Below are 25,315 nucleotides of genomic sequence, written 5' to 3' on the forward strand. Positions count from 1 at the left end.
AACCGACCGAACTATCCAGAAATATTCTGGTAGAACGGTCGGTCTTTTTTTGCAGCTTCGATTTATGTCTCAGCCACGTTTTGGTCGTGATTAAGATGGTTAGGCTGGCTCGTGCATGACGACCAGCTTGCCCGCCGGATGGTGGGATTCAAGCAGCCGGTGGCCTTCCTGGACGCCGAGTGCCGTAAAGGGCAGCTGCTTGGCAACGCGCACGTTCAGCCGCGCTTCGTTGAAGGCCTGGATCAAGGCCGGAAAAGCCGATTCTGGCTTGGCGGGCTTGCCTTCGCCCAGCTGGATGGGGTCAAGCGCCTTACCGTTCAGCGTGGGCGCGGCGTCGGCCGTGGTCAGCAGCGTGCCGCCGGGCCGGGTGATCGCGACGCCGGCACCGCCGTCTTGGCCGCCGCTGACGGCGTTGACGGTCGCGTCCGCCTGGTCGCCAAAACGCGCCGCCACGGCCACTTCGTCGTAGGCTGCAACCTCGTCGGCGCCAAGGCGGCGTACGTAGTCGGCGTTGCGCGCGCTGGCCGTGGCGATGACGTGCAGGTGTTGCAGTTTGGCAAGCTGGACGACCAGCGCCCCGACGCCGCCGCTCGCGCCTTCGACGGCCAGGGTCTGGCCGGGCGCCAGGGCGAGCACCTGCAGGATGCTGTAGGCGGATAGGCCGACCTGGGGCAGGCCGGCTGCCGCAGCCAGCGGCATGGCGGCCGGTTTTTTGATCAGCTTGCCGACACTGGCAACGACAAATTCACTGTAGCCGCCAATGGGCCGGTAGTTGATGACCACATCCCCGCGCGCAAAGGCGGAGACGCCTTCGCCCAGCGCGGTGACTTGTCCCACCACGTCGGTGCCCGGCACGATGGGGAAGGCGAGCTTGCGAAACGCCGCTTGCTCCCCGCGGCGCAGCGAGGCGTCGTAGGGGTTAAGGCCAAAGCCCAGCACGTGAAGCTGGACCTGGCCGGGTTTGGGCACCGGCACTGGCGCCTCGATGGTGGTGAAAACCGTGGGGTCGCCGTAGTGATCAAAGCCAAAACGTTTCATCGTGATTCCTCCTTAAGCCGGCCGGACTGCAGGAGCCACGCCTTGGCGCGTTGCAGCTCGGCCATGGTGAGATTGTGCTGCTGGTCATGGGTGTAAACGGTCAGTTGGCCGCCGGCGGTGCGGATCTGCTGGCCGAGCGCGGTGAAGCGGTGCGCGGCCACGATGGGGTCTTGCGTCCCGTACGACGCCCAGACTAACGTGCTTGGCGCAAGCGCGGGGGCGGCAATCGGCGTCAGCGCCTGGGGGTGAAACAGCAGCGCCGTGCGAAACGGCAGGGGCCGCTTCATCATGGCCCACGCGGCAAGGCTGCCGCCGTTGGAGTAGCCGATCACGACCATGCGCGCCAGCGGCAGCTGGTAATGCGCGGCTAACTCACGAACACGCGCCAGCAGCCCCGCCGCCGCTTGCGTTAGGCTGGCGGTGGTCGGCGTGCCGCCTGGGTCGTGGCGGAAAAAGCTAGTCCGGCCGACCGCGCGCTCACGGCCGGCAATGGCCAGCTGCGGGGCGCCGGGGGCGAGGAAGCGGGCGATCGGCATCAGGTCACGCGCGGCACCGCCGTCGCCGTGAAGCAGGAGCAGCGGCGCCAGCGCGCGGTCGCCATCCACAAATTCGTCATGCACAGTCTCATTGCCTCCCGCTGACTATTTTATGACCAGTATAACTGGCCGGGGAAAACAAGCAACCGCTCTGTGGTCAGCTTACCGCGTTGGCGGCGGCAGCGCGAATGATTCCCCTCGCTTTGACTTGACTTTAGCCGCTCATCCGAGAATAATCATTTAGGCCTGCATCGACTTGACCGCCCGCGTTCGCCGCTTGGCAGGGGCGTGTTATAATGAAAAGAATGAGAAAAAGAGGAGGCCGCTTGTGGCAGTTTTTGAACCGACCTGGCTGGTCAACGCCATCTATAATCTGACGCCGAGCCAACTGAAACGTCAGGGGATCGCCGCCGTGCTGACCGATTTGGACAACACGCTGATCGCCTGGAACAATCCGGATGGCACCCAGCAGCTGCGCGACTGGCTGCAGGAAATGAAAAATGCCGGCATCGCCGTGATGGTGGTGTCCAACAACAACAAGGACCGCATCGGGCGGGCCCTGGCCAAGTTGGACCTGCCGTTTGTCGCCCGGGCGGTGAAGCCCTTGCCGCTTGGCATCGACCGGGCCGTTCGCCGGTTGGGCCTCGACAAACGGGCCGTGGTGATGGTCGGCGATCAGCTCCTGACGGATATTGCCGCGGGCAACGCCGCGAAGGTGCGCACGGTCCTCGTGAAGCCCCTGGTCGAGACGGACGCGTGGAACACGCGGATCAACCGCTTCTTTGAAGGGTTCGTGTTGCACAAGATGAAGAAGAATAACCAACTTAATTTTACGGAGGAATTGAATGACAAACACTGATGAGCCGCTGTATTGTATCGGCTGCGGGGCCCGCTTGCAAAGCACGGACCCCAAAGCGGCAGGGTTTCTGCCGGCAAGCTCACTTGATAAGGCCCAGGCCGGCGAGGAAGTTTATTGCCAGCGCTGTTTTCGCCTGCGCCACTACAATGAAGTCGCGCCGGTGTCTTTGACCGACGACGATTTTTTGCGCCTGCTGAACGCCTTGGGCGAAAGCGACGCGTTGATCGTCAACGTAGTCGACATTTTCGACTTTAATGGCAGTGTGATCCCGGGGCTGCACCGCTTTGTGGGCAGCAATCCCGTGATCCTGGTCGGCAACAAGGCCGACGTGCTGCCTAAGTCGATCAACCCGCGGAAGGTGACCAACTGGCTGACGCAGGCGGCGCACGCCCAAGGGCTGCGGCCCGTGGCGACCGTGCTCACCTCCGCCAAAAAGGGCAGTAACCTCGACGAGCTCCTGGCTTTGATCGAGCAGTACCGTGAGCACCGCGACGTGTACGTGGTCGGCGTGACCAACACCGGGAAGTCGACGTTGATCAACCGCATCATCAAGGGCGAAAACGGCATGGCCGATCTGATCACCACCTCGCGGTTCCCCGGCACCACGCTTGACCGGATCCAGATCCCGCTGGACGACGGCCATTTTCTGATCGACACGCCAGGCATCATTCACCGGCGGCAGATGGCCCACTTCCTGAACCCCAAGGACCTCAAGCTAGTGTCGCCGAGCAAGCCGATCCGGCCGACGGTGTACCAGCTGAACGCCGGCCAGACGGTATTTTTTGCCGGCCTGGCGCGCTTTGACTACCTGCGCGGGCCCAAGGCGGGCTTCACCATTTATGCGGATAACCAGCTGCTGCTGCATCGGACCAAGCTGGAGAACGCGGACGCCTTGTACGAAAAGCACCGCGGCGACCTGTTAGCGCCCCCGCGCCCAGAGGACCTGGCGACGTTCCCGAAGCTGGTGCGCTTTGAGTTCACCCCGAAGGAAGAGTCCGACCTCGTGATCGCTGGTCTGGGCTGGGTCGTGGTGCCTGCCGGGGCGACGGTGGCCGGCTGGGCCCCTGAGGGCGTCGATGTGTTGTTGCGGAAGGCTTTGATTTAGGAGAATGAGCATGCTAACAGGAAAACAGAAACGGTATTTACGCGCGGCGGCCAACCGCCTGCGCCCGATCGCGACGCTGGGCAAAAACGGCCTGTCCGATCAGTTCGTGGACGGCGTGGCGAAGGCGCTGGAGGTGCACGAATTAGTCAAGCTCTCCTTGCTGCAGACGGCCGAAGAGACCCCCGCCGCAGTCGGCGCCTTTATCAGCCGGACCCTCCCCGGGGCGCAGGTGGTTCAGACCATGGGCCGCACTGTGCTGGTGTACCGGCGGGCCGGCCTTGAGGAACACCGCAAGCTTTCCGTTGAAGTGGCCAAGCTGGGGAAGTAAGACCATGGGGATCACGAGTAAAACCACGCTGACGCAGCCGGTGATCACCGAAGAGGTCTCAGCGCAAATTCTGGGCCCGCGGCGCAAACAGGTTGGCCTTTTGGGCGGAACGTTCAATCCCGTGCACATCGGCCACCTGATCATGGCCGAGGCGGTGGGCACGACGCTGGGCCTTGCGAAGGTCTTCTTCATGCCCGATAACAAGCCGCCCCACGTCGATCACAAAGGGGCGATCCCGGTCGGCCAGCGTGTGACCATGCTGCAGGCCGCGATCCACGACAACCCGCTGTTTGATCTGGAACTGACCGAGGTCAAACGCGGCGGGGTCAGCTACACCATCGACACGATGAAGGCGCTGACGGCGGCCCACCCGGACACCGACTACTACTTCATCATCGGCGCCGACATGGTGGCCTACCTGCCGAAGTGGAAGGACGTGGACCAGCTCATGAAGTTGGTCCACTTTGTCGGGGTCAAGCGGCGCGGGTTTGCGCCCGCGTCGCCTTATCCGATCACCTGGGTGGACGCGCCGTTGATCGACGTGTCGTCCAGTGAGATCCGCCAGCGCGTGCAAACCGGCCAGAGCATTCGCTACTTGGTGCCGGAATGCGTCCGCGCCTACATTGAGAAAGAGGGCTTGTACCGTGACTGATTACGAATACCCGGCAGCGTTGACCCATGATCTCAGCCGTGAGGAGCTGCTGAACCACCTCCAAAACCGGCTGGACGACGCCCGCTTTCAGCACTGCCTGCGCGTCGAAGAGGCCGCCCGGCAGCTGGCGACCAGGTTTCACGCCGATGTCGACCGGGCGGGGCTGGCCGGCCTGTTTCACGATTACGCCAAGCAGGTCCCGATTGCGGACTACAAGCGGGTGATCATGGAGGACGGCTTTGACCCGGCGCTGCTGCAGTACGGCCGCGGGGTGTGGCACGGCATGGTGGGCACCTGGTTCATTCAAACCGAGGTCGGCTTGACCGACCGATTGGTGCTCCAGGCCATTGAACGGCACACCACCGGGGACCCGGCGATGACCCTGCTGGATCAGATCATTTTTGTGGCCGATTTTATCGAACCGGCCCGGACCTTAGACGCGGAGGTGGCCGCGCGGGCCGCTGCCTTGACCGACATGCGGCAGGCCACGTTCATCGAGCTGAAAAACACGCTGCAGTACCTGATCGCCAATAACAAGATCGTATATCCAAAGACGCTTTTGACCTTTAACGCTTTTATTCCCAAGGAGGGATAGTTCTGAACTCGAAAGATTTACTAGAAACCGCGGTTCGCGCTGCCGATGATAAGCGCGCAGAAGACATTGTTGCCCTGGACATGACGCAGGTCTCACTGCTGGCCGATTACTTCCTGATCGTCAGCGGCGGCACGACGCGCCAGGTCCAGGCCATTGCCGATGCCATTGAGGAGAAGACCAAGGCTGCCGGCGGCCCGGAGCCGCGCATCGAAGGCAACAAGGACTCCAAGTGGCTGCTGATGGACTACGGGGACGTCGTGGTCGACGTCTTCACACCGGAAGAGCGCCAATTCTACAACCTGGAGAAGCTGTGGCAGGACGCGCCGCTGGTCGACGTGAAAGACTGGGTCCAGGAATGATCTACTCGACCTTCGCCGAAGTCTACGACACCCTGATGGACGAGTCGCTTTACGCCAAGTGGCGCGATTACGTGCTTGCCCAAGTTAAGCCGACCGGCCAGCTGCTGCTGGAGCTGGCCGGGGGGTCCGGCAGTCTGGCCCTGCTGTTGAAGCAGGCCGGCTTTGACGTGGCCGTGTTCGACCTGTCGAGCGAGATGCTGGCGTTGGCCGAGGCCAAAGCCGAGAAGGCAGGGATCGCACTGCCGCTGATCCAAGGCGACATGCAGGATTTGTCCGGCCTGCCGCAGTGCCCGATCGTCACGTGCTTTGACGACTCCATTTGTTACATGAAAGACCTTCAGGCCGTGGGGCAGGTCTTTGAGCAGGTGGCCAGCGTGCTGACGCCCGGGGGCGACTTTTTCTTCGATGCGCACTCGCTTTACCAGATGGATTCGGTCTTTCCAGGGTACATGTACAACTACCAAACGGAGGACTACGCGTTTTTGTGGCACAGCTATGAAGGCGCGTTCCCGCATTCAGTCGAGCACGACCTGACCTTTTTTGTCTACGACGAAAAGCTGGATGCCTACCACCCGCTGATCGAGACGCATAAGGAGCGGACGTACCCGCTGGCCGACTTCAAGCGGGCGCTGGTTGCGGCGGGCTTTACGGACGTTGAGGTGACGGCCGACTTTGGCCGCGGGCCGGTCCAGCCGGACAGCACGCGCTGGTTTTTCCACGCAAAGAAGGCGTAATATGCAAGCCGTGGGCATGATCGCCGAGTTTAATCCCCTGCACAACGGGCATGTGTTCGCCCTGCAAGCGGCCCGCCGCCTTAGCGGGGCCGATGCGGTGGTGGTGCTGATGGCCGGCAATTTCGTGCAGCGCGGCGAGCCGGCGATCGTCGATAAGTGGCATCGCGCCAACGCCGCGTTGGCCGCCGGGGCGGACTTGGTGGTTGAACTGCCGACCACCGATGCCGTTCAAGCGGCCGATGGCTTTGCCGCGGGGAGCCTCGCGCTGCTTTCTGCGCTGCACGTGCAGAGTCTGGCGTTTGGCACGGAGGCGCCGGGCTTAGACTACGCCGCCCTGGCGGCGCGCGTCGCCGCGGCCCCGCCGCAAGCGAGCCTGTTTGCGGATCACCGCGAGACGTACGCCACGCAGCTGAACCAGTATTACCAGCAGACCGCCGGGGTCAGCCTCGATGCGCCCAACCTGCTGTTGGGGCTGAGTTATGCGCAGGCCAACCGTGCGCTGAAGGCACCGCTGACCCTTTTGCCGTTTGCGCGGCAGGGGGCCGCGCATGACGCACCCGAAATGACGGCGCAAACGGCCAGCGCTAGCGCCTTGCGCGCGGCGGTGGCCGCAGGGCAGGACGTCTCGGGGTTCATGCCCCAGCCGATGGCCGCGGGGCTGGCGCAGGCCCGGCGGCAAAGCTGGGATGACTTGTTCCCACTGCTGCGCTACCGGCTGCAGACGGCTGACTTGGCTGCACTGCGGGCGGTATACACGATGTCAGAAGGCCTGGAGTTTCGGCTGACCGAGCAGCTGCCGGGGGCGGCGGACTTTGCGGATTTTCTACAACGCATCAAGTCCAAGCGTTACACATATGCCCGCATGCGGCGGCTGTGCCTGTACGTGGTATTGAACCTGACGCAGGCAGCGGTGCAGGCGGCCGCGGCGAAGCGCTTCCTGCACGTGCTGGGGTTTAACCAAACTGGCCGGCGCTACCTCCACCAGGTGAAGAAAACGGCGACCTTGCCGCTGATCACGAAGGTCTCCTCCGCCATGCTGGCGCCGGGCGGCCTCATGTACTGGCAGCACCGCTGCGATCAGCTGATCGAAACGTTGACCGGCACCGCCCAGAATTTTGGCCGGGTGCCGCTGATGCGAAAGGAGAATGATTGATGCTTAAATGGACGCTTGCCGAACTGGCCAAGTACCGCACCACGCCGCTCCACTTCTCGGAGACCCTGGCGCTGAAGGCGGATCTGATCGCCCGCGACCCCGAGATCCTGGACGTCACCCCAATTACAGCGGAGGGTTACATCAGCTTCGACGATGGGGATGTGCTCGCTTCGGTGACCCTCAAGGGCACCATGGTGGTCCCTTCGACCCGCAGTTTGAAGCCTGTTGACCTGCCGCTTGATTTCACGTTCAGTGAGGTCTACCTGACTGATCCGGCCCACGAGGACAAATACGAAGAGGGCCAGCTGGTGTTGATCCTTGAGGGCGACAGCGTGGACATTCAGGCGGCCATCGAGGATCATATTCTGCTGGCGGTGCCGATGCAGGTGCTGACCCCGGAAGAGGCCGAGGCCGGTGAGATGCCGCACGGTACCGACTGGACCGTGATGGGCGAAGAGGCGTACCAAAAGGCGCAGGAAACGGACGAGAAGCCCAATCCGGCGTTTGCCAAACTGAAAGACCTGTTCCCGGACGACGAGGACAAGCACTGACGGGCCCGGCTTTAATTCGTGGGCCTTTTTTGCTAGTATTAGCGTGTATTGTTTTGCGATATAAATAAGCGGCGGGGTGACCCGTTCGTTTGGGAGGTAACAACATGGAAACACCAACAATTGGCGTCATTGGGATGGCCGTGATGGGCAAGAACCTGGCCCTGAACATTGAAAGTCGCGGCTATACGGTCGCCATTTATAACCGGACTGGCTCCAAGACCAAAAAGGTAGTTGAGGATCACCCGGACAAGAAGCTGGTGCCCAGCTACACTGTCGAAGACTTCGTCGCCTCGCTTGAAAAGCCGCGGCAGATCATCATGATGGTCAAGGCCGGCGCCGGCACGGACGCGGTCATCGCGGAACTGCTGCCGCTGCTGGACAAGGGCGACGTGCTGATCGACGGGGGTAACACCTTCTTCGAAGACACCATGCGCCGCAACGCCGAGCTCGACAAGTCCGGCATCAACTTCATCGGCATGGGCGTGTCCGGTGGTGAACTGGGCGCCTTGCAGGGACCATCCTTGATGCCCGGCGGCCAAAAAGAGGCCTACGACCTAGTCGCGCCAATTCTTGAGCAGATCGCGGCCAAGGCCGACGAGGACGGTAAGCCATGTGTGACCTACATCGGGCCAAACGGTGCGGGGCACTACGTCAAGATGGTCCACAACGGGATCGAATACGGCGACATGGAACTGATCGCCGAGTCTTACAACGTGATGCGCAACATGCTGGGCATGTCCGTCGACGAGATCGCCACAGTGTTCAAGTCCTGGAGCGAAGGCGAGCTGTCCTCGTACCTGATCGACATCACCGCGGATATTTTGACGCGTAAGGACGACCTGGATTCCGGCAAGCCGATCGTTGATGTGATCCTCGACGCTGCCGGCAACAAGGGGACGGGTAAGTGGTCCTCACAAAGCGCCGCCGAACTCGGCGTGCCGCAAAGTGTCATCACCGAGTCCCTGTACGCCCGCTACATCAGTGCGATGAAGGACGAACGCGTGGCAGCCAGCAAGGTGCTGCCAAAGCCGGTCGGCAACGTGAAGTTTGACAACCGCGCCGAGGCCGTTGAGCTGATCCGCAAGGCGCTGTACTTCTCCAAGCTGATGAGCTACGCGCAGGGCTTTGAACAGATGCGGGTCGCTTCTGAGCACTACGACTGGCACCTTCAGTACGGCGAGCTGGCTCAGATCTGGCGGGCAGGCTGCATTATCCGCGCCAAGTTCCTGCAGAACATCACGGATGCCTACACCAAGCAGCCTGAGCTGAAGAACCTGCTGCTGGACGACTACTTCAAGGACATCGCCAAGAACTACCAGGAAGCCGTTCGCGACTTGGTCGGCTTTGCCACCAAGTCCGGCGTGCCGGTCCCTGGGTTCATGGCCGCCATTTCCTACTACGACTCTTACCGCAGCGCGGTGTTGCCAGCTAACATCATTCAGGCGCAGCGCGACTACTTCGGTGCACACACCTACCAGCGCACGGATCGCGAAGGCACGTTCCACTACACCTGGTACACCGAACAATAAAAGTCGCTCAGCTTTTCCCCGTCAGCAGTGGCGGGGTTTTTTATATGAAGGTGCGGAGAGTCGCCGGTCTTAGCCCGACGGATAGCCTAGCTTGAGGCCTTGCCGGCGTTCTTTGCCGGCGAGGCCTCAGGCGTAGCTAGCCGTTCGGGCGTTGGCGACCCGAAGCCCGATTACGACAAGGTGCGCAGGGTCGACGCCCTTAGCCCGACGGATAGCCTAGCTTGAGGCCTTGCCGGCGTTCTTTGCCGGCGAGGCCTCAGGCGTAGCTAGCCGTTCGGGCGTTGGCGACCCGAAGCCCGATTACGACAAGGTGCGCAGGGTCGACGCCCTTAGCCCGACGGATAGCCTAGCTTGAGGCCTTGCCGGCGTTCTTTGCCGGCGAGGCCTCAGGCGTAGCTAGCCGTTCGGGCGTTGGCGACCCGAAGCCCGATTACGACAAGGTGCGGAGAGTCGCCGGTCTTAGCCCGAAGGCCAACCGCTTCGCATGTCGCCCTGTACGCCATAAATGGCTACAAGGCGATCATAGCCGTAAGCATTGCCGCTAAACTTTGGCGGCGAGGCTTACGGCTTAGTTGGGCGCTCGGGTGTTGTCGACCCGTAGCCCAATTCGGCCAAGGCCCCCGGCTGGCCGATCCGGGGTCAAGATATTGGCATATACCTGGTAAATAAATATTCCTAAAACAATTATTATATCTAAGTTGGTATAGACCAATGAGAAAGCGATTGGCGGCTCTCCTTTCATTCTCTGATCCAAAGTTAAAGCTTTCTGTGATAGTTTTTCGGGGGTTGATGTGCTACAATCACAGCATAGAAATTGAAATGAGAAAATGAGCGCTGGCAGCCGCACTAAATTAGAATTCGCGCGGCTGATGGATCACCGATAAGGAGTAGAGCAATGAGCCGAATTTTAATTATTGAAGATGAGAAAAACCTCGCGCGCTTCGTTGAATTGGAACTGAAGCACGAAGGTTACGAGACCGCCGTCCACTTTAATGGGCGGACCGGGCTTGAGGCGGCGCTGAGCGAGGACTGGGATGCCATCCTGCTTGATTTGATGCTGCCAGAGCTGAACGGGCTGGAAGTCTGCCGCCGCGTGCGCCAGGTCAAAAACACGCCGATCATCATGATGACGGCCCGCGACTCCGTGATCGACCGCGTCTCCGGGCTGGATCACGGCGCCGACGATTACATCGTTAAGCCGTTTGCCATTGAGGAGCTGCTGGCGCGGCTGCGTGCGTTGCTCCGGCGCATCTCGATCGAAGGTGAACACAACGCCGCCAAGCAGACCACGATCACGTACCGGGACCTGACGATCGAAAAGGAGAACCGGGTCGTGCGCCGCGGCGATGACATCATCGAGCTGACTAAGCGCGAATACGAGCTGCTGCTCACCCTCATGGAGAACATCAACGTCGTGCTGGCCCGCGATGTGCTGCTGTCGAAGGTGTGGGGCTACAATTCAGACGTCGAGACCAACGTTGTGGACGTCTACGTCCGCTACATTCGCAACAAGATCGATCGGCCCGGTGAGCCGAGTTACATTCAGACGGTTCGGGGCACCGGCTACGTGATGCGGTCGTAATGTCGCGCCTTAGCGAGCCCAAACCAAACAAACGGCTGCCCCTTGGGTTCAAGTGGACGGCCGTTGTTGCAGCCGGCATTTTTTCCACCTTCATCGTGCTCTCCTTGATCCTCCTGGCGCTGATGCGGCAGGTGTTGATCAACCAGGAGCGCGATGCGGTGGCGGAAACGATGAGTGCCGTCCAGTCGCGGCTGGCCCCAGCCGCAAAGAACTTGACGGCGCAGGCGGTCTTACCCCGCATCAATGCCGACAACACCGCAGCGCTGTCTGGCACCACTGCCGCCGGGCAACCCGCCAACAGCGTGTTCGATGATTCGGTCGTCCAGAAGATCTCGCGGGCCGATATGTCGCTGGCGGTTTACGACCGCGCCGGCCATAAGTTGTTCACCTCGCGCGATTCGGATGAGCCGCTGGTTCAGGTGGCGCACACGGTCATTAAAATGACGAACAACGGCCGCTTCAAGGGCATGATCGCCCGGGCACCGGTGATTTCGAGCCAAAACGGCAAGCGGATCGGCTACGCGCAGATCACCGACCACATGGCCACCTTTTACGCGACCATGCGGCAACTCTGGGGGATCGTCGCCGCCTTGGCCGCGGCGGCCCTGCTGGTGTCAATGGCGCTGGGCTTTTTCCTGGCGTCACGCTTCCTCAAACCGATCCGCTCGATCACCAAAACCATCGATCAGATCAACGAGGAGCCGCAAAGCAGCGCCCGCATCCCGCCGCTGCGGCGCAATGACGAGCTGTCCGACCTGGTGGACGAGTTCAACGCGATGCTGGACCGCATCCAGCGCTTCATTGACCAGCAAGGGGAGTTTGTGCAGGACGTGTCCCATGAGCTGCGGACCCCGGTCGCGGTGCTAGAAGGTCACCTGCAGCTGCTCAACCGGTGGGGAAAGGACGACCCGGAAGTACTGAACGAGTCGTTGACCGCCAGCCTGCAGGAGGTCAAGCGCATGAAGAGTCTGATCCAGGAAATGCTGGAGCTGACCCGCGCGGATTCCGTCGATGTTCAGTTCCCGAACGCGACCGTTGACATCAACGAGGTCATCCAGCAGGTCGTCAACGACATGCGGATGATCCACCCGGATTTTGTCTTCACCCTGGACAATGATCTGGAAGGCCCGGTCTTTGTGCGCATGTACCGCAACCACTTGGAGCAGATCCTGATCATCCTGCTGGATAATGGCGTCAAGTACTCGACCAAACGCAAGGAGCTTCACGTGTCTGCGGCGCTGGATTCCGACGGGGTCGCGCTGGCGGTGCAGGATTTCGGTGAAGGCATTGCACCTAAGGACCGCGAGCGCGTGTTCAACCGTTTCTACCGCGTCGATAAGGCGCGCAGCCGGGAGAAAGGCGGCAACGGGCTGGGCCTTTCGATCGCGCAACAGCTGATCGAGAGCTACCACGGTGCTATTTCCGTCGACTCCGCGCTGGGGTCGGGCTCGGTCTTTCGCATTCAGCTGCCGACGATCACGGCCGAGACCGCCAGTCGGCTGCAGGCCCAGGAAACGGCACTGCAAAGTGCCAATGAGCCCGCGCCTGAAATTAAAAGCAACCTGTAAGTGGCAAGCGCCTTTGCCTCGTGATTCTCGAAATCGCGAGGCAGGGGCGTTTTTGCGTTGGTGCGCCCAGTGCGCTGAAGCCTGCGACGATATTTTTGGTGCATGCCGGTTGACTTTAAATTTCATATCGGGGATAATCGCCAATATGTTAATGATATTAACCGTATATAGCATTAACATAAAACTTAATTTGGGGAAGTGGCTCTCTGTGCAATCTTTGAAAATATCAGCCCGCATGATGACCTTGATCAGTCTCATTGTGGTGCTGCCGTTACTCTTACTGTTTATTGCACTGCATTTCGTCCGTTATCAGCAGGCCAACACCACGAAGCACATTCAGGTGGCGGTGGTGAACCAGGACCGCGCGGCGACCTTTCAGGGGACCCCGGTCCATGCCGGCCAGGATGTCCTGGCCAAGCTGAGACAAAACGACGACGTGGACTGGCAGTTCGTCTCGGCGGGTACCGCTAAGGCCGGGCTGGCCAAGGGGACGTACCTGATGGCCGTGACTTTGCCGCAGGATTTCTCCCAAAACGTGACCACGGCGCTCAGCAAAACGCCTAAACACAGCACCTTGAAGGTCGCGCTGTCGCCGCATAACAATTTTGCCTCGCACCTGATCAACACCACGGTGGCGGCGAAGCTGCAGGCCCAGGTCGTGCAGAACGTTCAGCAGGCCTATGACAGCGCGGCGCTCACGGCACTGAATACGTTGGGCAGCGGGGTCAGTCAGGCCCATTCGGCCACGGCGCAGCTCGCCGACGGGACCGATCAAGTGCAGGACGGCTTGATCGCGTTGACGGCCAATAACGCCAAACTCACCAGCGGCGCCAGCAAGGTCCAAGGGGCGATCAGCCAGCTCGTGGTGGGGAATCAGAAACTATTGGCGGGCAACCGGCAGGTCGTCAGCGGTGCCGGTGCCCTGAAGGCCCGGCTTGCCGCCGCGGCTGCCGAGATCGGCCAGCAGCTTAACGCAGGGGCGCCAGACCTCGCCCGCCTGGATCAGGCCCTCACCACCCTGACCGGCGGGGTCCAGCAGTTGGCCGCCGGGGTGAACGATCCGGCGATGACCACGCTGAATCAGAACATCACGACCAATGCCGGTAAACTCGGCAGTGATGCCAAGACGATGCAGGCCGCGCTGGTCGCGATGAATACCCAGCTCTTTGATCAGCACGCCAAGCAATCGACCGCCAGTCAGCTGGCGGTGGCGGGTACGTCCTTCACCACCGCTGGGGATGCGCTGAAGCAGCTGCAGGGGCAGCTGATGAAGGAGCCGGCAGTGCTCGCGCTGGCAGCGAAACACCCCGAACTGCTGAAGCTGCTGCTGACGATCCAGCAAAGCATGACCAACGGCGGAACGGCCCTGAAGAGCGCGGGCACCGCCTTGACGGCAGGCGGCGGGTCCGCCACCAAGTTGAAGCTCGCCCTGGCCGACACCGGCGCCACCTTGCCGAAACTCGGCGCCGACCTAAAGACGCTGAACGGGAAGATGAATGACCTGAAGAAAGGGGTCAATCAGCTCGCCGACCGCCGCCAGGGGGCCCCAGCGCTTAGTGCCGGCGTCCGGCAGGCGATCAAGACGCTGCAAGGCGGCCTGACGACCGTCCAGGCCGGGCTAACGCGGACCGGGAGCACGCCGAATACGATGGGCGCGGTCCAGGGCGCAGGGCAGCTGGCAAACGGCGCCGGACAGGTCCAAAGTGGCCTGGATCAGGTTCATTCAGGACTGACTCAGGTCTACACCGGCCTGCAGGGCACGGCGACCACCCCCGGGCTGATTGCCGGGATCACGCAGTACACCGCCGGGGCAGCCAAGTTGGCTACCGGCAACGAGAAGGTCGCCGCCGGGATGAGCCAGCTCAACGTGAAGCTGGGCAGTGGGGCAGCGAAGGTCGTCGCCTTGAACACGGGCAAGGCCAACGTAGCGCAGTTTGTGTCACCGGTTGCCGCCCAAACCGCCAGTGATCCGTTGGCAATGCCGCTTGCGAACCTCTTGGCGCCACTGGTGCTGCTGATGGTGAGCTTTATTGCCTCGCTTTTGACCGAGCTTGGTTTTGGCCGCTACTCGCACCAGTTTGCCGGCCAAAAGCGGGCCGTGCGTATCGGCCTGGTAGGGCTCACCGTGGCGCTTCAGGCCTTAGGCATCACGCTGGTGACCGCCTGGCTTGGCGTTACCATCGCCAGTCCGCTGGTGTTGATCCTGACGCTGTTGGCGTCTGGCGCGGTCTTCACCACGATCATTTTTGCTTTTGACCGCTGGTTGGGGACGCTTGGCGTGCTGGCCACGCTGGCGATCCTGTTCATTCAGCTGATCGTTTCCGGCGGCCTTTTGCCAAACGCGATGCTGTCTGGCTTCTACCAGGCCCTGGCGCACTTGGTTCCAGGCACCTACTTGCTCGACCTTCTGAACCAGAGCCTGAATGGGCTGCAAACCGGGCGCTTCTTCGACTGGCTGGCACTGCTCCTCTTTGCCGCAGTATTCGGGGCCCTGCTGGGGTTACCTCGCCGCGCTGAGCAGGCCTCAAATGTGGTAGAGTAAAGGTACCACATTAGTAGAGGAGGGGTCGTCATGGCGGAGCGCGATATGCTGGATGACTACATTGACGTTTATCTTTCTGGATTCAAGTACATCAGCGAGCTGGTTTCAGTGCCAACGATGACGTATCATTTGTCCTTCGAGCAGTTTCTGATCATGCGGGACGTCGAAAGTGGGCAGCGCCTGTCGCTGTCTGAGGTCGCCAAACACCGCGGCGTGACGCGGGCGGCCATTTCTAGGCAGCTCAAAACACTGCTGGAGGAAGGCTACATTGTCCAGACGCCAGACCCCAAGGACCGGCGGCGGCAGTACCTGGACCTCACGCCGCAGGGCCGCAAGGTGACGATGGCCATCAACGAGGCGATCAGCCAGCGCTTCTACGGCTGGGTCAAGATCATCGGGGAAAAGGACACAAAGGAGCTGCTGCGGATCATGCGGCGGGTCAGCGAAGAAGTCATTCAAAATGATCGGGCCGCTAAGTAGCGATCCTGCACAAAGAACCCTCGCGTAATCACGCAGGGGTTTTCTTTGTGCATCCGGCGCAGGCCGCGCCAGGGCCACGAGACCAGAAAAAAGCCGGCAGCTGAGCGTTCAGCTGCCGGCAGGTCATTATTCTTCGCGCCGGCGGTGTTGTTTCCCGGCGTTGCGGTTGTGTTTCTTCGCTGCCGCTGGGTCGCTGGCCGCGGCGGCCGTGCTGGTGGCAACTTCGGCAGCAGGGGCATCGAATGTGTGTTCATCGACCACGATCACCGGTGGGTTTTCGGCCAGCTCGGCATCCATCCGCTTGCGGATGTTGGGCGTGATGATGTAAGTGACAATGACCTGCTGGATCAGGATGATGATCCCGCCTGCCAGGAAGTAAAGCCCTAAGCCGGCGTTATAGAACATACAGAAGAAGAAGGTCATCAAAGGCGAAAGCATCACGGACGTCTGCATTTGCTTGCGCTGCTCCGGCGGGTAGGTCTGCAGCATCATCCAGCTTTGGACCACGTACAGGAGCGTGGCGACAATGGTGATCACCATGCTGGATTCCCCAAGGGCGATGCCAAAGAATTTGGCGCTGGAAATCTCCGGCGAGTAGGCAACGGCCTGGTAAAGTCCAGAGAACACCGGCAGCTGGATCAGCATCGTCAGGCACCCCATTGAAGGAATCATTGACGTGCCATTCTTCTTGTAGACGTCCTGCATCAACGCGTTCAGGTGCAGCTGCTCCGCCTGGGTGATGCCGGGCTTTTTCATCTGCTTTTGGATGATGTCCAGCTGCGGCTTCAAGACGCGCTGCTTTTCCTGTGACTGCGTCATGTTCTTCTGCTGGTTCAGCATCAGCGGCAGGAGGACCAGGCGGACCGCCAGCGTGATCAGGATGATCGCAATGCCGAAGCCGGAGCCGGCGGTGCCGCCGAAGAAGCCGGCGATCCAGGTCATCAGGCCTTGCAGGGGCTTGCCGATAACGTTATAGAACGCCCCAAAAAAGCCGGTCGGCGGTTTCATCTGCGTGGTGGCCTGGCGTTTGCAGGCAGCGAGAAATAACGGGATTAAGGCGACACCGCTAACTGCGAGCCACCGTTTCATTTTGGACATGGGTGAATTCCTTCCTGAGTTTACTGACGAACATCTTACTTGACTGGCCGCCAGGTTTCAACCGGTAACGCGGAACCTGTCATACGCCGGGATCGGATCCAGCAGGTGTTCCTCGTATTGCGTGACCTTGCCGCTCGGGGTCGGACTGGCTTTGACGGCGGCAGTGAAGCGGGCCATGTCAGCGGGCGTGCCGACCGCCTCAATGTACACCGACCCGTCAGAATTATTCTCCACTTTGCCAACAATGTGCAGCTGCTGAGCGACCATTTGGGTCATCCAGCGAAAGCCGACGCCCTGAACGCGGCCGTTGACCGTGATACCTTTGGCAATTTTGTCCATCCTATCCCCTCCGCAAAATACGATATCTATATTAGTTTAGCATAAAAGCAGCGCCGGATATGTTAGACTTAAGCCCGAGGAGGATGATCATGGAATACATTTCATCTGCAAAAAACGACCATATTAAAGCCGCCAAGAAACTGACGGTCAAAAAATACCAAAAACAAGCCGGGGCCTACCTGCTGGAAGGGTGGCACCTTGTGCAAGAGGCGATCAATGCCGGTCAGACGCCGCGGCGCATTTACGCGACGGAGAAGTTTCTGAACGAGCGGGAATTAAAGCCGTTTTACGAACAGACCACTGAGATTTCTCCAGACGTTGCCAAGCACTTGGCAGAAACCGAGACGCCTCAGGGTATCTTTGCGGTGCTGCCGCTTGCGGAGGAGAAGCTCGCGGAGCCGCTTGCCGGCTCGTACCTGCTGCTGGACGCGATTCAGGATCCCGGCAACGTCGGCACCCTGGTGCGCACGGCGGATGCCGCCGGCGTGAAGACCGTCGTCTTTGGCGGCGGGACCGCCGATGCGTACAACCCGAAAGTGCTGCGGGCAATGCAGGGCAGTCAGTTCCACGTCCGCATTGTGGCGGCCCCGTTGCCGCGCCTGGTGGCCAACTTGAAGAAGGCGGCCATTCCGGTTTACGGCTCTGAGCTGAACGACGCGGCCAAGCCGTATCGCGACGTTACGCCCACAGACCAGTTTGCCCTGATCGTCGGCAACGAAGGCAACGGCATGAGCCAGGACCTGCTTGCGGCCACCGACCAGAACCTGTACATTCCGATCAAGGGCCGCGCTGAATCGCTGAACGTTGCGATCGCCGCCGCCGTGATCCTTTTTCACCTGACCGCTTAAGAATGGCTTAACTCAGCCCCGCTTTTCCCGCAACCTGATATAATGAAGATGTGCTGGACAACAACACAAGAATGCGAGCGAAAAGGGGCCATTGAATGAGTCATCAGAAATGGTCAGACGACGCGGAGTACATGAGCTATGTCCAAGATCTCTTGGCCCAGCCGGCGGTGCAGCGCCTTGCCAATTACACGCAGCATCACCACTCCACGCGGCTTGACCACAGCATCAGTGTTTCTTACCACAGCTATCTGCTGGGTAAGAAATGGCATCTGAATGTTCGCGCCTTAGCGCGGGCTGGTCTGTTGCACGACTTGTTCTATTACGACTGGCGGGTGACGAAATTCTCACTAGGCACGCATGCCTACGTGCACCCGCGGATCGCTTTGCGTAACGCAGAGAAGATCACCGACTTATCCGCAATGGAGAAGGACATCATCGTGAAGCACATGTGGGGGGCGACCCTCGGCATGCCGAAGTACAAAGAAACAGTGGTGGTGTCGTTAGTCGATGATTACGCCGCGGTGGATGAGTACCTGCTGCCTCAGCTGCAGAAGTTTAGGCACCCGCTTCAGCGATTAGAACACGCACATTAGTAGGGAGACCCGGACATGGTTCGGGTCTCTTTTTAGTAAGGTGCGAAGACTTGGCGGTTTTAGCGGGATGGCTAGCCTAGCTCGCGGCATTGCCGCCGTACTTTGGCGGCGAGGCCGTGGGCGTAGCTAGTCACTCCCGCGTTGCCAAGTCGCAGCCCGATTTGGTAAGGTGCGAAGGGGCCGCGCACTTAGGGAAATGGGTAGCCTAGCCTAGGGCATTGCCGCCGAACTTTGGCGGCGAGGCCCTAGGCGTAGCTAACCACTTCCCCGTTGCGGCCCCGCAGCCCGATTTGGTAAGGTGCGCCAGGTTCGCGCACTTAGCGGGACAGCTAACCGCTCCGCATGTCAGCCTGTACGCCAAAAATGGCTACAGGGTGATCATAGCCGCAAGCATTGCCGCCTGGTTTTTGGCGGCGAGGCTTGCGGCGTAGTTAGATGCTCCCGCGTTGCGGCCCCGCAGCCCGATTCCGCGGCCCACCTCCCGCACTATTTCACTGCCATTTCGGTCCCGACTGGGCCTTGGCAATGCAGTTCCGCCTCCCGTCTCCGCGCCCGGCCTTATCCGATTATTTATATTTCAGGGTGAAAACTTGTAATTACCGCCAGATGGGGTATACTTGTACTATCAATTTGTAAGCGTAAAAAATACATGAGGTGATCGCATGGTTGAGCAGGTAGCGGTGAAAGAACCGAGTAAAGCGGAATTATCATTGTGTCCGAAGTTTACTCAGACTTTCGTGATTTTGGGTAAGAAGTGGAACGGGCTGATTCTGGAGACTTTGCTTGAGCACGGGCCTTCGCGGTTCAAAGTGATCGCAGGCACGATCAAGAAGTGCTCCGACCGGGTGCTGGTCGAGCGGCTGAAGGAGCTTGAAGGCCAGGGGCTGGTTGACCGGATCGCGCACACGGATTCGAGCCTGATCGAGTATGCTTTGACGGCCAAGGGCGCGGCCCTGGCGCCGGTCATGGCGGCCGCCCACACTTGGGGCGACACCTGGATCACAGACGCCGAGTGCCAGCAGTAATTTTGCGACCGCGATGTTCGGGGCACCTTGACGAATCGCGGTTTTTTGATACACTGAAGTCACCTAATAGTGCGAAATACTGTGACGGAAGCGCGAACCGGCGGCCCGGTCAGGAAAGGTGTCCCAGACTGAAAGACACCGCGGCGGCCAATGGTTGGTTTTCACTTCTCGAGTAGACAGTCGAAAGGCTGCTCCGGTCCTGCCGTTATGAAGTTGAGTGCATGCCTATTTGGCGTGAACAAGGGTGGTACCGCGACGCTTCGTCCCTTTTTAGGGGGCGAGGCTTTTTTTGTGGGCGCAAGCGGCGCTGCCGGCAGCGCCCTGCCGCTAAAACGCCTGCCTCGCGTCACGCTATTATTTCGAATCAAACTGTTTCGTCGTGTCAAAGGAGGATCATCATGGATCTAAAAACCAAGCTGGAACAGCTTCGGGAAGAGAACCAAAAACGCATCAAGGAAACTGAGGACCTGGACGTCCTGAACCAGATCCGCGTGAATCTTTTAGGCAAAAAGGGCCCCATCACCGAGGTGCTGCGGGGGATGAAAGACCTGACCCCTGAAGAGCGGCCGAAGGTGGGCGCCTTTGCCAACCAGATCAAGGCCGATCTGCAGGAAAACCTGCAAAAGCGCAAGGATGCGCTTGAGCAGGCGGCCCTGCAGGCCAAACTGGCCACCGAAACGATCGACGTCACCTTGCCGGGCGATCAAGTGCCCGTGGGGACGCCGCACATTATCGACCAGATCATGGACGACATTGAAGAATTCTTCATCGGCCAGGGCTATCAGGTCGTTGACGGCCCCGAAGTCGAGGAAGATCACTACAACTTTGAGATGATGAACATTCCCAAGGACCACCCGGCGCGTGACATGCAGGACACCTTCTACATTGATGACCAGCTGCTGATGCGCTCGCAGACCAGTCCTGTCCAGGCGCGGACGCTGGAGAAGCACGACTTTAGCCAAGGACCGCTGAAAATGATCAGCCCCGGCCGCGTTTACCGCCGCGACACCGACGATGCAACGCACAGCCATCAGTTCCACCAGATCGAAGGCCTCGTCATCGATAAGCGCATCACGATGGCCGACCTGAAGGGGACCTTGCTGGCCTTGGCGCAGCACGTCTTCGGCGCGGACCGCAAGATTCGGCTGCGGCCGAGCTATTTCCCGTTCACCGAGCCCAGCGTCGAAGTGGACGTGTCCTGCTTCCGGTGCAACGGCAAGGGCTGCGCGATCTGCAAGTACAGCGGCTGGATTGAAGTGCTGGGGGCCGGCATGGTGCACCCGAACGTGCTGACCAACGCCGGCGTCGACGCTGACGTTTACGGCGGCTTTGCCTTCGGGCTGGGGCCGGACCGGTTTGCCATGCTGAAGTACGGGGTTGACGACATTCGCAGCTTTTATCAAGGCGATGTCCGGTTCCTGGCGCAGTTCAAGGAGGAGGGTTAAACGATGAACGTCTCATATGATTGGTTGAAAGAACTGGTCGACGTGCCGGCCACTCCCGAAGAGCTGATGGACAAGGTCTCGCGCACGGGCATCGAAGTTGATTCTGTGTCGCGGATGGCGGATGGCCTGAAAAAAGTCGTCGTGGGCCGCGTCGAGAGCCTGAAGATGCACCCGGACTCCGACCACCTGCACGTCGCCATGGTTGACACCGGCGAAGGCGAGCTGCGCCAGATCGTCTGCGGTGCGCCGAACATCAAGGAAGGCCAGACGGTGATCGTGGCGCTGCCTGGGGCCCGCATTGGTGACAACGTCAAGATCAAGCGCGGCAAAATGCGCGGGGTGGAATCAGACGGCATGATCTGTGCGCTTCAGGAGCTCGGCTTCGCTAATGACATTGCGCCCAAGGCTTACGACGCCGGCATCTACGTTTTTGATGAAGCACTCAAGCCGGGCAGTGATGCGCTGGCGGCGCTGGGCATGGAAGACGCCGTCCTGGACTTTGAGATCACCCCGAACCGGGCCGACGCGCTGGGCATGCGCGGCGTCGCCTGGGAAGTCGGGGCCACTTATGGCAATAAGCCGCACTTCAACGACCAGCCGGTGGTGGAAACGGGCAAGCCAGTCGCCGACTACCTGACCGCCCGCGTCACGGACCAGACGGACGCGCCAGCTTACCAGATGCGCGTCGTTGACAACATCACGATCAAGGACAGCCCGCTGTGGCTGCAGCGGCGGCTGTGGAATGCTGGTATTCGGCCCATCAACAACATCGTTGACGTGACCAACCTGATCATGCTCGGCTACGGTCAGCCGCTTCACGCGTTTGACTACAATAAATTGGGCAGCAAGGAAATCGTCGTGCGCCGCGCGACTGCCGGTGAGCCTTTGACCACCCTCGACGGCAATGCGCACGAGCTGACTGAAGACGACATCGTGATCACCAACGGCAAGCAGCCGATCGCGCTGGCCGGAGTGATGGGCGGCCTGGATTCCGAGATCACTGCCGGCACGCACACCGTGGCCATCGAAGCCGCGATGTTCGCCCGCACGCCGATCCGCAAGACCGCCTTGCGCTACAACCTGCGCTCGCAGGCCTCGGCCCGGTTTGAAAAGGGCATCGACGTCGGCAGCATCAACAAGGCGCTTGACGAGGCGGCCCGGCTGATGGCCGCGCTTGGCGACGGGGTCGTTGCCACCGGCACGCTCGACGCCAGCCACGTCGCCGCGACCCCGGTGGAAGTGGATATTTCCCTGGACCGGATCAACCACATTCTGGGCACCGCGCTGGATGCCCAAATGGTGGCTGGGCTGTTCGACCGCCTGGGCTTTGGGGTCAAGGAGGAAGACGGCTTGTTTGCCGTCATGGTCCCGACCAGGCGCTGGGACATTCACATTGAGGCCGACCTGATCGAAGAGGTCGCGCGGCTCTACGGCTTCGATAATTTACCGAGCACGCTGCCGACGACCACGATGACCATTGGGGAGTTCACCCCGAGTCAGGCGCGGCGCAAGCGCAGCCGCAAGCTCTTGGAGGGCCTGGGCTTGACGCAGATCATCTCCTACGCACTGCTCAGCCCGGACAAGGCTTCGGCCTTTGCCCTTGCACCAAGCGAGGAGACGCACGTGGCCTTTCCGATGACGGAGGACCATCAGACCCTGCGCCGCAATCTGATCTCAGGCCTGATCGACGCGCTGGCCTACAACGTGGCGCGCAAGCAGACGGACATCGCACTTTACGAGCAGGGCCGCATCTTCCCGCGCAGCGCTGGCCATTCCCGGCCGCAAGAGGTCGAGTACATTGCCGGGGCGCTCAGTGGAAACGTGATCCAAGCCGGCTGGCACCAGGCTAAACAGCCCGTCGATTACTACTACGTGAAGGGCATTGTGGAGACGCTGCTGGCGGACTACCGCCTGGCGCAGCCCGTGGCCTACGAGGCGCTGGTGGACGATCCGGCGATGCACCCCGGCCAAAGTGCCAAGATCATGCTTGACGGCGAGGTCATTGGGCTGATCGGCCGCCTGCACCCGCAGTTTGAGCGCGACCACAGCATCAACGAGACGTATGTGTTTGAGCTGAACTTAGACGCACTGCTGGCGGCCGCGCGCACCGAAATGACGGCCGTGCCGGCACCGAAGTTCCCGTCCGTCACCCGCGACATCGCGGTGCAGGTCCCGCAAACTGTGACCAACGCGGAGATCCAGGCCGTGATCGCGAAAAACGGCGGCAAGTTCCTGCAGGACGCGCACCTGTTTGATGTCTACAGCGGCAAGAAGCTGGCGCCAGGGCTGAAGAGTCTGGCCTACACGCTGACCTACCGCCGCGGGGATGCCACCCTGACCGAAGAAGAGGTCACGAAGGCCTTCTCCAAGGTCGAAGAGGCCCTGAAAGCGGAACTCGGGGCTGTGATTCGTTAAATCCCGGTTACAATCACGTGAACGAAGCGAAAACCTGTCGCATTTTGCGGCAGGCTTTTGTATAATTCACCTAGGTTTTCGGGCGAGAGCCGGATCCAGAAGCAGCCCGCTTCGGGCTGTTTTTGTTTAGCCGCTCGCTTGGATAGGAGGAGAAACGTGGATCAACAGCCAAGTTCCAACCGAAGAAGACACCGCGACCAGCAGATCGAGGCCGCATCAAGCCACATCGTGCGCTGGGTACTGGGGGTCGGGCTGACCGTCCTCGTCATTGGCGCCCTCATGGTAGCGGTGTTCGTACATTCGGCGCTTGAGCCGGCAGACAAGACCGCCAAGACCCCGATCCTCGTCACGGTCAAAAGTGGGGAATCGACCGACGAGATCGGCAGCGCCCTTCAGGCCAAGGGGCTGATCAAGTCGGCCATGATTTTTAAGTTCTACGTGAAGTTCCACAACGTCCCCAGCTACGAGGCAGGCCAGTACAGCTTCACCAAGGCCAACACCATGGAAGAAATGCTCGACACCCTGCGCGGTGGCAGCAGTACGACCGGCATTGGGACCGTCCTGGTGCCTGAGGGCGGCGATGCCGCGGCTGTGGCGACCGCAGCGGCCAAGCTGCACAAAAAAGATCCCAAGCTGACGCGGGCCAACTTCATTGCCGCGCTGAAGGACCAGGCCTTTTTCAAGCGGCTCCACCAGGCGTACCCGCAGCTGCTAGGCAGCGCGGCGAAGGCCAAGAACGTCCGCTACCGGCTGGAAGGCTACTTATTCCCGGCGACCTACACCGTCACCGAGAACCAATCGGCGGAGGCGCTGATCGCCCAGATGGTGGCAAAGACTAACGCGGTGATGACCCCTTACCTGGCCAGCATCAAGCAAAAGAAGATGACGGTCCAAGAGACGCTGACGCTCGCCAGTCTGGTCGAACGCGAAGGCGTGACCGACACCGACCGCGGCAAGATCGCCGGGGTGCTGTTTAACCGCCTGGACGCGGGGATGCCGCTGCAGTCCGACGTCGCGGTGATGTACGCGCTTGGCAAGCACAAGACGCACCTGACCAACAAGGACACCAGCATCGACTCGCCGTACAACTTGTACCGCAATAAGGGCTTTGGCCCCGGACCGTTCAACTCGCCGTCTGAGGCGTCGATCAAGGCGGTGCTGAACCCGCTTGAGCGCGATGCGGGTTACCTGTACTTCGTGGCTAACCTGAAGACGGGCGAGATCCGCTACGCCCACACGTTGGCAGAGCAGAATGCGAACACCGCAGCCTTTGCGGCGGACAGCAAGGAGGCAGCAAAGTGATGAGGCAAAAGCCGATCGTCATCGGCGTCACCGGGGGTTCAGCAAGCGGTAAAACCAGCGTCTCGCGCGCCATTTTTGACCAGTTCTCGGGGCACTCGCTGCTGCTGCTGGCGCAGGACGCCTACTATAAGAAAAGCGACCTCCCGTTCGAGGAGCGCCGGAAGATCAACTACGATAATCCGCTGGCCTTCGACACACCGCTGCTGCACGACCAGCTCGAGAGCCTGATCGCCGGGCGGGCCATCGACCGGCCGGTGTACGACTACACGATCCATAACCGGTCGGCAGAGGTCGTACACATGGCGCCCAAGGACGTGATCATTGTCGAGGGCATCTTGATCCTCGCCGACGAGGAGTTGCGTAAGCTCATGGACATCAAGGTGTACGTGGATACGGACGACGACATTCGCGTGATCCGCCGCATCCGCCGCGATATGCGCGAGCGCGGGCGGTCGCTGGATGACATCATCGGCCAGTACTTGCAGACGGTCAAGCCGTCCTATCACCAGTTCATCGAGCCCACCAAGCGTTACGCCGACATCATTGTGCCGGAAGGTGGCCACAACACCGTGGCGATCGATCTGCTGACGACCAAGATCCGGGCGATCCTGGCCGAGCGCGGCCTCGTCGACTAAATTG

Annotated in this window: 25 protein-coding genes; 21 read left to right on the forward strand and 4 right to left on the reverse strand. The window is 60.6% G+C overall.

The window, feature by feature from the left end; translation table 11 throughout:
- Nucleotides 1-99: 99 nt before the first annotated feature.
- Both EKM85_RS06810 and EKM85_RS06815 read right to left on the reverse strand, forming a co-directional pair.
- Nucleotides 100-1,038, reverse strand: coding sequence for an NADP-dependent oxidoreductase (locus EKM85_RS06810; RefSeq protein WP_125585523.1), 939 nt, complete (start codon nucleotides 1,036-1,038; stop codon nucleotides 100-102).
- On the reverse strand, nucleotides 1,035-1,658 hold the full coding sequence (locus EKM85_RS06815; RefSeq protein ID WP_125585524.1) for an alpha/beta hydrolase: 624 nt from the start codon (nucleotides 1,656-1,658) through the stop codon (nucleotides 1,035-1,037). The genes EKM85_RS06810 and EKM85_RS06815 overlap by 4 nt, the downstream gene beginning before the upstream one ends.
- A 244-nt stretch (nucleotides 1,659-1,902) precedes the next feature.
- Between EKM85_RS06815 and EKM85_RS06820 the strand changes: the two genes are divergently transcribed.
- From EKM85_RS06820 to EKM85_RS06885, 14 genes are all read left to right on the forward strand, one after another.
- Nucleotides 1,903-2,433: a YqeG family HAD IIIA-type phosphatase gene (locus EKM85_RS06820; RefSeq protein ID WP_125585525.1), complete on the forward strand. Its 531-nt coding sequence runs from the start codon at nucleotides 1,903-1,905 to the stop codon at nucleotides 2,431-2,433.
- On the forward strand, nucleotides 2,420-3,538 hold the full coding sequence (gene yqeH / locus EKM85_RS06825; protein WP_125585526.1) for a ribosome biogenesis GTPase YqeH: 1,119 nt from the start codon (nucleotides 2,420-2,422) through the stop codon (nucleotides 3,536-3,538). Before EKM85_RS06820 ends, yqeH begins: the two co-directional genes overlap by 14 nt.
- A 10-nt stretch (nucleotides 3,539-3,548) precedes the next feature.
- Nucleotides 3,549-3,866: a YhbY family RNA-binding protein gene (locus EKM85_RS06830; protein WP_125585527.1), complete on the forward strand. Its 318-nt coding sequence runs from the start codon at nucleotides 3,549-3,551 to the stop codon at nucleotides 3,864-3,866.
- A gap of 4 nt (nucleotides 3,867-3,870) precedes the next feature.
- Nucleotides 3,871-4,518: a nicotinate-nucleotide adenylyltransferase gene (locus EKM85_RS06835; protein WP_125585528.1), complete on the forward strand. Its 648-nt coding sequence runs from the start codon at nucleotides 3,871-3,873 to the stop codon at nucleotides 4,516-4,518.
- The gene (gene yqeK / locus EKM85_RS06840; RefSeq protein WP_125585529.1) at nucleotides 4,511-5,113 is read left to right on the forward strand and encodes a bis(5'-nucleosyl)-tetraphosphatase (symmetrical) YqeK; all 603 of its coding nucleotides are present in this window, start codon (nucleotides 4,511-4,513) and stop codon (nucleotides 5,111-5,113) included. The genes EKM85_RS06835 and yqeK overlap by 8 nt, the downstream gene beginning before the upstream one ends.
- Nucleotides 5,114-5,115: 2 nt before the next feature.
- Entirely contained in the window at nucleotides 5,116-5,472 is a 357-nt protein-coding gene (rsfS, locus tag EKM85_RS06845) for a ribosome silencing factor (RefSeq protein ID WP_125585530.1), read from the forward strand.
- Nucleotides 5,469-6,206, forward strand: coding sequence for a class I SAM-dependent DNA methyltransferase (locus tag EKM85_RS06850; protein ID WP_125585531.1), 738 nt, complete (start codon nucleotides 5,469-5,471; stop codon nucleotides 6,204-6,206). Before rsfS ends, EKM85_RS06850 begins: the two co-directional genes overlap by 4 nt.
- A gap of 1 nt (nucleotide 6,207) precedes the next feature.
- Nucleotides 6,208-7,359 (forward strand): nucleotidyltransferase, encoded by a 1,152-nt coding sequence (locus EKM85_RS06855; protein WP_125585532.1) that lies wholly within the window; start codon nucleotides 6,208-6,210, stop codon nucleotides 7,357-7,359.
- Complete coding sequence (locus EKM85_RS06860; protein WP_125585533.1) at nucleotides 7,359-7,910, forward strand: YceD family protein; 552 nt, start codon at nucleotides 7,359-7,361, stop codon at nucleotides 7,908-7,910. Before EKM85_RS06855 ends, EKM85_RS06860 begins: the two co-directional genes overlap by 1 nt.
- A 104-nt stretch (nucleotides 7,911-8,014) precedes the next feature.
- Nucleotides 8,015-9,439, forward strand: a complete 1,425-nt coding sequence (gene gndA, locus EKM85_RS06865) for an NADP-dependent phosphogluconate dehydrogenase (protein ID WP_125585534.1) — start codon at nucleotides 8,015-8,017, stop codon at nucleotides 9,437-9,439.
- Nucleotides 9,440-10,334: 895 nt separating this feature from the next.
- Nucleotides 10,335-11,021 (forward strand): response regulator transcription factor, encoded by a 687-nt coding sequence (locus tag EKM85_RS06870; RefSeq protein ID WP_125579537.1) that lies wholly within the window; start codon nucleotides 10,335-10,337, stop codon nucleotides 11,019-11,021.
- A complete protein-coding gene (locus EKM85_RS06875) occupies nucleotides 11,021-12,589 on the forward strand; it encodes a HAMP domain-containing sensor histidine kinase (protein ID WP_125585535.1) in 1,569 nt (522 codons plus the stop codon). Before EKM85_RS06870 ends, EKM85_RS06875 begins: the two co-directional genes overlap by 1 nt.
- Before the next feature lie 208 nt (nucleotides 12,590-12,797).
- A complete protein-coding gene (locus tag EKM85_RS06880) occupies nucleotides 12,798-15,131 on the forward strand; it encodes a YhgE/Pip family protein (RefSeq protein WP_164510701.1) in 2,334 nt (777 codons plus the stop codon).
- A gap of 30 nt (nucleotides 15,132-15,161) precedes the next feature.
- Entirely contained in the window at nucleotides 15,162-15,611 is a 450-nt protein-coding gene (locus EKM85_RS06885) for a MarR family winged helix-turn-helix transcriptional regulator (protein ID WP_225418949.1), read from the forward strand.
- Between the two features lie 126 nt (nucleotides 15,612-15,737).
- Here the strand turns inward: EKM85_RS06885 and yidC are convergent, their stop codons facing one another.
- A complete protein-coding gene (gene yidC / locus EKM85_RS06890) occupies nucleotides 15,738-16,709 on the reverse strand; it encodes a membrane protein insertase YidC (protein WP_125585537.1) in 972 nt (323 codons plus the stop codon).
- A 57-nt stretch (nucleotides 16,710-16,766) separates the two neighbouring features.
- Nucleotides 16,767-17,048, reverse strand: coding sequence for an acylphosphatase (locus EKM85_RS06895; RefSeq protein WP_125585538.1), 282 nt, complete (start codon nucleotides 17,046-17,048; stop codon nucleotides 16,767-16,769).
- An 89-nt stretch (nucleotides 17,049-17,137) separates the two neighbouring features.
- Between EKM85_RS06895 and EKM85_RS06900 the strand changes: the two genes are divergently transcribed.
- The 7 genes from EKM85_RS06900 (at nucleotide 17,138) to udk (ending at nucleotide 25,311) form a co-directional block, all read left to right on the forward strand.
- Complete coding sequence (locus EKM85_RS06900; protein ID WP_125585539.1) at nucleotides 17,138-17,896, forward strand: TrmH family RNA methyltransferase; 759 nt, start codon at nucleotides 17,138-17,140, stop codon at nucleotides 17,894-17,896.
- A 95-nt stretch (nucleotides 17,897-17,991) separates the two neighbouring features.
- Nucleotides 17,992-18,489, forward strand: coding sequence for an HD domain-containing protein (locus EKM85_RS06905; RefSeq protein WP_125585540.1), 498 nt, complete (start codon nucleotides 17,992-17,994; stop codon nucleotides 18,487-18,489).
- A gap of 662 nt (nucleotides 18,490-19,151) precedes the next feature.
- Entirely contained in the window at nucleotides 19,152-19,514 is a 363-nt protein-coding gene (locus tag EKM85_RS06910) for a winged helix-turn-helix transcriptional regulator (protein ID WP_125585541.1), read from the forward strand.
- A 398-nt stretch (nucleotides 19,515-19,912) separates the two neighbouring features.
- The gene (gene pheS, locus EKM85_RS06915; RefSeq protein WP_125585542.1) at nucleotides 19,913-20,959 is read left to right on the forward strand and encodes a phenylalanine--tRNA ligase subunit alpha; all 1,047 of its coding nucleotides are present in this window, start codon (nucleotides 19,913-19,915) and stop codon (nucleotides 20,957-20,959) included.
- A 3-nt stretch (nucleotides 20,960-20,962) separates the two neighbouring features.
- Nucleotides 20,963-23,374 (forward strand): phenylalanine--tRNA ligase subunit beta, encoded by a 2,412-nt coding sequence (gene pheT / locus EKM85_RS06920; protein WP_125585543.1) that lies wholly within the window; start codon nucleotides 20,963-20,965, stop codon nucleotides 23,372-23,374.
- A gap of 138 nt (nucleotides 23,375-23,512) precedes the next feature.
- Entirely contained in the window at nucleotides 23,513-24,676 is a 1,164-nt protein-coding gene (gene mltG, locus EKM85_RS06925; RefSeq protein WP_125585544.1) for an endolytic transglycosylase MltG, read from the forward strand.
- A complete protein-coding gene (gene udk / locus EKM85_RS06930; protein ID WP_125585545.1) occupies nucleotides 24,673-25,311 on the forward strand; it encodes a uridine kinase in 639 nt (212 codons plus the stop codon). Before mltG ends, udk begins: the two co-directional genes overlap by 4 nt.
- Nucleotides 25,312-25,315: the final 4 nt, after the last annotated feature.

This window comes from Lacticaseibacillus jixianensis, assembly GCF_003946485.1.
Lineage (GTDB): Bacteria > Bacillota > Bacilli > Lactobacillales > Lactobacillaceae > Lacticaseibacillus > Lacticaseibacillus jixianensis.